This window comes from Spiroplasma sp. ald, assembly GCF_044714355.1.
GTDB lineage: Bacteria > Bacillota_I > Bacilli_A > Mycoplasmatales > Mycoplasmataceae > Spiroplasma > Spiroplasma phoeniceum.
Window position 1 is genome coordinate 1 of sequence record NZ_RXFY01000067.1, and the last position, 6,242, is coordinate 6,242.

The 6,242-nt window shown below is 25.4% G+C and carries 6 protein-coding genes; all 6 read left to right on the top strand.

All coding sequences use genetic code 4. The features are described from left to right. Nucleotides 1-115: 115 nt before the first annotated feature. The 6 genes from EHU54_RS04010 (at nt 116) to EHU54_RS04035 (ending at nt 6,193) form a co-directional block, all read left to right on the top strand. Nucleotides 116-403 (top strand): hypothetical protein, encoded by a 288-nt coding sequence (locus EHU54_RS04010; protein WP_400249061.1) that lies wholly within the window; start codon nt 116-118, stop codon nt 401-403. Between the two features lie 180 nt (nt 404-583). After that, nucleotides 584-2,356, top strand: a complete 1,773-nt coding sequence (locus tag EHU54_RS04015; protein WP_400249062.1) for an ABC transporter permease — start codon at nt 584-586, stop codon at nt 2,354-2,356. A 126-nt stretch (nt 2,357-2,482) separates the two neighbouring features. Next, a complete protein-coding gene (mnmA, locus tag EHU54_RS04020) occupies nt 2,483-3,616 on the top strand; it encodes a tRNA 2-thiouridine(34) synthase MnmA (RefSeq protein WP_400249063.1) in 1,134 nt (377 codons plus the stop codon). 15 nt (nt 3,617-3,631) lie between these two features. Further along, a complete protein-coding gene (locus EHU54_RS04025; protein WP_400249064.1) occupies nt 3,632-5,782 on the top strand; it encodes an ATP-dependent RecD-like DNA helicase in 2,151 nt (716 codons plus the stop codon). Then, on the top strand, nt 5,769-5,936 hold the full coding sequence (locus EHU54_RS04030) for a hypothetical protein (protein ID WP_400249067.1): 168 nt from the start codon (nt 5,769-5,771) through the stop codon (nt 5,934-5,936). Before EHU54_RS04025 ends, EHU54_RS04030 begins: the two co-directional genes overlap by 14 nt. A gap of 107 nt (nt 5,937-6,043) precedes the next feature. Further along, nucleotides 6,044-6,193: a hypothetical protein gene (locus tag EHU54_RS04035; RefSeq protein ID WP_400249066.1), complete on the top strand. Its 150-nt coding sequence runs from the start codon at nt 6,044-6,046 to the stop codon at nt 6,191-6,193. Nucleotides 6,194-6,242: the final 49 nt, after the last annotated feature.

Genomic DNA, 6,242 nt, shown 5'->3' on the forward strand with positions numbered 1-6,242 from the left:
CCTATAATTTCTATTTTAAATATATTTTATAGGAATTTTAAAATAACTAGGTTATGCAAGAAGTCTAATATATTACAAACAAGTTGAAAGAGAAGCAAAGCGTAAACTTGAAGAAATGAAGAAGATTGCAAAAAGAGATAATATATATGAGTATTTAGAACCTGACTTTAGACAAATTGAAATTGTTTTAGATAATTTTGACATCTTAAAAATGATGTCACATATTTCAGCTTTAAATCAAGCTCTTGCTGATAGATTTAAAGAAATTCTTATTGAAGTTAATACAGCTTCACCTTCACATTCAAATAGTGAACAAATGATGATTGATAATGATAGAACCGATGATAATGATGAATTTTTTGATGCAGTAGAAGAATTAGAGTCTAATCAAATAGATTATTAACGCAGTTCCTAAGGAAATGTAATAAATAATTTTATAAATATAAAAAGCAATTAAAATTTTAATTGTTTTATTGTTTCTTTGTTATTACGAAAAAGATCCAATATTTCCTTTGTTTTTTAACTGTTTTAGGATATAATTAATATGTATTAGTTTTGAGTTTTCTTGAAATGGGTGTTGATAATGAAGAGTAATGATATTAAAATTTTAAAAATTAAACCAATTAAACAAAGTGCGCATAATGATCAAAGCATTGAACAGCAAGAGTTTACTTTAAATAATGATGCAACTTTTTTTCTACAAGAAAATAGTCATTTTTTTAAGAATAATTATTTTTTTACTAAAACCCAAAATGTTAATCAAAATAGTGCTTTAAATTCATTTGTACAATCACGGAAAATGATTTTAAATTTAGATAATCCAAATGCATTAAAAATTTTATATCATCAAACTGAAAAGTTACAACAAGAAAAAACAAGTTTTCATCACCGATTAAATAAAATTAAATCAACTTTTGATGAAAAAATTCAATTGGATAATGAAGAACATTTATATGAGCCACCTACTATTACAAAAAACATTGATTTATTAAATTTTAATAAGAAAAATAATGATGCTCAATTTAACAATGAACCTGTTGAAGTTAAAATTGATCATACAAAAGTTAAAGCACAAGCTCGTGCTGTTGCTCAAAAAATAATGCAAAAAGATCAAGAAAAATTAAAGAAGTCATTAACTAATATTGATAATAAACAAACTATAAAATCAAAGTCAGTTCTAACAAATCATTTTCCTAAACTTTCTTTACCAAAATCATCGCCACAAAAAGATGTTTTTTTTACTCAAAGTTATAATAAAATACCAGGTCAAAAAATAAATGTTTCGCAAAAAATAACACATAATATGCCTCCAATCCAAGCAAAAAATATTGAAGAAGAAACTTATAATAAAAAGTTTGATAATAAACAAAATGAAAATAAAAAAACACGAAAAGAAGTAGATTTAATTGTTCGTCCTGACAAGGGAAATCAATTTTATGATGAAATTGATACGATGGAATGGGATATAACAAAACGACCAAATTTAGGAGTGGAACAAACAACCAATAAATATTATCATCAAGAAGAAAAGAATTTGGAAACAAAAAAAGTTTCACAAGTTTTATCAGAAAAAGTAAAACTTCAAGATGAAACTTCTCGAGCAATTGAACTTGAAGAAGCAGAGGGAACTTATCAAATAGATAATTTTTATGCTAAGTTATTTAATTCTAATATCAAAGAAGATTTGATAAAACAAGGCAGTAAACTTAAAATAAAACAAATTGGCAGAAGAAAAGCAAAAAACCTTAATCCTAATGTTTTGCCTTTGACAAATAAGGATTCAAAGTCTATTGTTCAAGCAACAACAATGTTTAATAATAATTATCAAATTAAGCAATTACCAAATGGACGTCAACGAATTACTAAAATTAAGAAAAACAACATTCTTAAATGACGTGATCTAATTGTTTTAATTGCACGGCTTATGGCGATTATTGGATTAATAGTATTATGTAGTGCATTTTTGGTGTTTAATAATTGAATTAATAATTCAGCTTTAGATTTATATAATTTTTTTGTAGTTAATTTTGGTAAAATTAATTTTATTACTGTTAATCATCATTATTTTTTCGTGAATCGAATATTTATGTTAATTTTAATTGGGATTTATGCAATTACTGTTGTTCTTCCATTTTGTTTGGTATCAAATTTTAAAATTCAGCTTTATTGTTTTTTACCATTAAGTTTACTTTTCTTATGTAGTGTGATTGGGATTGCATTATATAGTTATTTTTTTATGAACAATATTTTTAATTGGTCCAGTAATATTATGCAAATTATTAGTTATAGTTTTTTATTGTTGGCAAATATTTTAATGTTAGCAGCAGTTTTAAAAAGAAAAAAAGAAAGATCTTAAAATTTATATAGTAAATTATTTAACCAATAGGAAACCAATTTCTTATCTTGGGATTTTTAATTTTCAATGTTAAAATAATAGTACTAATTAATTATTATTTATTTATAAAAAAGGAAGTGATGTGCAATGAAAAAAGTTGTTGTCGGATTATCTGGAGGGGTTGATTCTTCAGTTAGTTTATATTTATTACAACAAGCAGGCTATGATGTAGAAGGTCTTTTTATGCGTAATTGAGACAGTCAATTAAATAATGATATTTTAGGAAATAAAGCAATTAATAATGTGATTTGTCCACAAGAACTTGATTATAATGATGCTGTTAATGTTAGTAAAACATTACAAGTACCATTGCACCGTGTTGATTTTATTAAAGAATATTGAGAATATGTGTTTAAACATTTTATTAATGAATATAAAAAAGGGCGAACTCCTAATCCAGATATTTTATGTAATAAGTATATTAAATTTGACTATTTTTTAAACTATGCAATTAATAATTATCATGCTGATTTTATTGCCATGGGACATTATGCTCAAGTACGATTTAATGAAAAATTACAAGAATATCAATTATTACGGGGAATTGACCGGGATAAAGATCAAACTTATTTTTTAAGTCAATTGAACCAAGGGCAATTATCAAAAACATTTTTTCCATTAGGAAATTTAACAAAAAAAGAAGTTAGAGAAATTGCAAATGCACAAAATTTAAGCACAGCTAATAAAAAAGATTCAACAGGAATTTGTTTTATTGGAGAACGTGATTTTAAAAACTTTTTACAAAATTATATTCCAAATCAAAATGGTAATATTGTTGATATTGAAGCAAAAGAAGTTGTTGGTCATCATAGTGGGGTGATGTATTGTACAATTGGTCAACGTCGTGGTTTAAATTTAGGTGGGATGAGTGAACCATATTTTGTGGCTGGTAAAAATGTAGAAAACAATATTTTATATGTTGCAAAAAGTAGTGAAGAAAAATGACTATATTCAACGAGTTGTATTATTACTGATGTTAATTGAATTAATACTTTACATGAAAAAGAATTTAATTGTACAGCTAAATTTCGTTATCGTCAAAAAGATATTCCTGTTAAAGTAACAGTTTTAAGTGATAATAAATGTCTTGTGCAATTTGCAACAAAAGTAAAAGCGATTACTCCAGGACAAGCTGCTGTTTTTTATGATGATGAAGTTTGCCTTGGGGGCGGAGTTATTAATGATGTTTATTTAGATAATCAAAAATTATGATATTTATAAGAAAGGATTACTAAAATGGCTGAAAAAATACGGGGTTATTTAAAATTAATTGTTTTTGAGTCCAATAATGGTTATCGGATTTGCAAATTTCAATTAGAAAACGATAAAACACATTTTATTTTTATTAAAGGATTTTTATCAACTTTACAGCCAGAACAATTATATGAATTACAAGGGGACTTTGTCTATAATGAACGCTATGGTGAAAATTTTGAAGTTAAGGAAATTCATAAACTTTCCCCACGGAGTAATGATGAGGTTTTAAAATATTTAACTAGTAGTTTATTTCCCACAATTGGTGAAAAAGCAGCACAAATAATTATTGATTATTATCAAACCGATGTGATTACCAAGATTAAAGAAAATTTATCAGTTTTACATGAAATTCCGGGTATTAGTGTTAAGCAAGCTAATATTATTGTAAAGGTATTTAAGTCAATGAGCCGTGATGATGAATTAAATCATCAATTTAATCAAAAAGGATTATCATTACAAGTTTTATCTTTATTAAAAACAAAATATAATGTTGATCAGATTTATGCTTTATTAAAAAAAGATCCTTATTCATTACTATTAAAAGATAATATTGCTTTTAAAACAATTGATAAGATTTATTTAGCATTTGAACAAGAACCTTTTACTAACATTCGAATTGGTTATTATGCTTGATATTTAGCAAAAGAATTTTGTAATAATAATGGTGATACTTATTTAACGTTAAATGAATTAACAAAAATATTACAAAAGAATTTTCCTTTTTTAACAAAAGAACAGTTGTTAGTCGGATTAAAATATAGTAAAGAAATTAAATTATTAATTTTTAAGGATGATAAAATTTATGTTGCAGAAATATATCATAGTGAAATTAATATTGCTGCAATGTTAGTTGGTTTGAATACGATTGATCAATATGATGATCAAAAATTAACAGAAGAGTTAGAAAAGTTAACAAATAAAAAACAAATTACTTATAATATTAATCAAGCAAAAGCAATAAAGGCTGCTGTGCATTCTAATTTTTTAGTTATTATTGGAGGACCTGGTACGGGTAAAACAACAGTTGTTGATGGTATTGTTAGTCTTTTAAAAAAAGTTTACCAACAATCAAAAATTGTATTAGCAGCACCAACCGGAAAAGCAGCCAAACGATTACGAGAAAAAACTGGGCAAAAAGCTTTAACAATTCATAAATTATTAAAATATGATGCTTTGACTAATCAATTTTTTTATAATGAAAATAATCCTTTGGAAAATGATATTTTAATTTTAGATGAAGTTAGTATGGTTGATAGTTTGTTATTATCACAAATTGCAAAAGCTAGTGTTAATTTGCGTAAATTAATTTTAATTGGTGACCCAAATCAATTACCGTCAGTTGCTTGTGGTGATTTGTTACGAGATATTATTCAAAGTGATGTTTTTAATGTTATTAAATTAGAAGAAGTTTATCGTCAAGAAGCTGGAAATGACATTTTAGAACTATCTTATGCAATTGAACAAGAACATTTTGAAGGTAATAATTTATTTGACAAAAAAGATTTTACTTTTATTAATGAAACTGATTCACAAACATTATTAACAATTGTTGGTAATTTATATAAAAAACTTAGTGATGAATATGGAGCAGATTATAATGCTATTCAAGTAATTGCCCCAATGTATAATGGTCCAGTTGGAATTAATGCATTAAATACTTATTTGCAAAATCAAATGAATCATGCAAGTGGTCAAAAAGAAATTAAGATTGGGCATCGTTTTTTCCGAGTTAATGATAAAGTTATGCAACTTAAAAATCGACCTGAATTAGAAATTTATAATGGCGATGTTGGCATTATTGTTGATATTAAAAAAGATAAAAATTTAAATGATGTAATCTTAGTAAAATACGATAATGTAATTGCATATAGTAAAGAACTTTATTATGATATTACTTTGGCTTATGCTTGTAGTGTTCATAAATTGCAGGGCAGTGAATATGATAATATTATTTTTGTAATAACAAAAAGTTTTTGAATGATGTTAAAACGAAATCTAATTTATACAGCAATTACTCGTGCTAAAACTAAATTATATTTAATTGGTGAACCATCAGCATTTTTATATGGTGTTAATAATTTACCACAAAAACGGCGAACAACTTTACAAGAAAAAATTGGCATCGTGTAAGTGAAGTGCAACAAATCAACTCAGAAAGGGATTGATTTTTATTGAAAAGAAACATTATTTTATTTTGCGGTCCTTAGTAACTAAGTATGGAAAAGATAATGTTATTAATATGGTAAATAATATTGTAATTAATAATGTAAAAGAAGATGAATAAATTATCCGCGTAATTTACTAGCGGTAATTTATTCAATATGGTTTATTTTGAGCGTAGCGAACACGCGAAGCGTGCCGCGAAATTAGATTTTTAGGAGGAATTAAGTTATGCCAGGTTGATTAACTACAATATTTAGTGTTGTTATTATATTAGGTATTTTTGCGTGAATTGGTTTATCAATTTATCAAAAAATTTGTCAAATTCAAGGAAAGAAAAAAGATAAAAAAGAAATTGAAAATAAGGAGGATAAGAAATAATAGACTTCTTGCATAACCTAGTTATTTTAAAATTCCTATAAAATATATT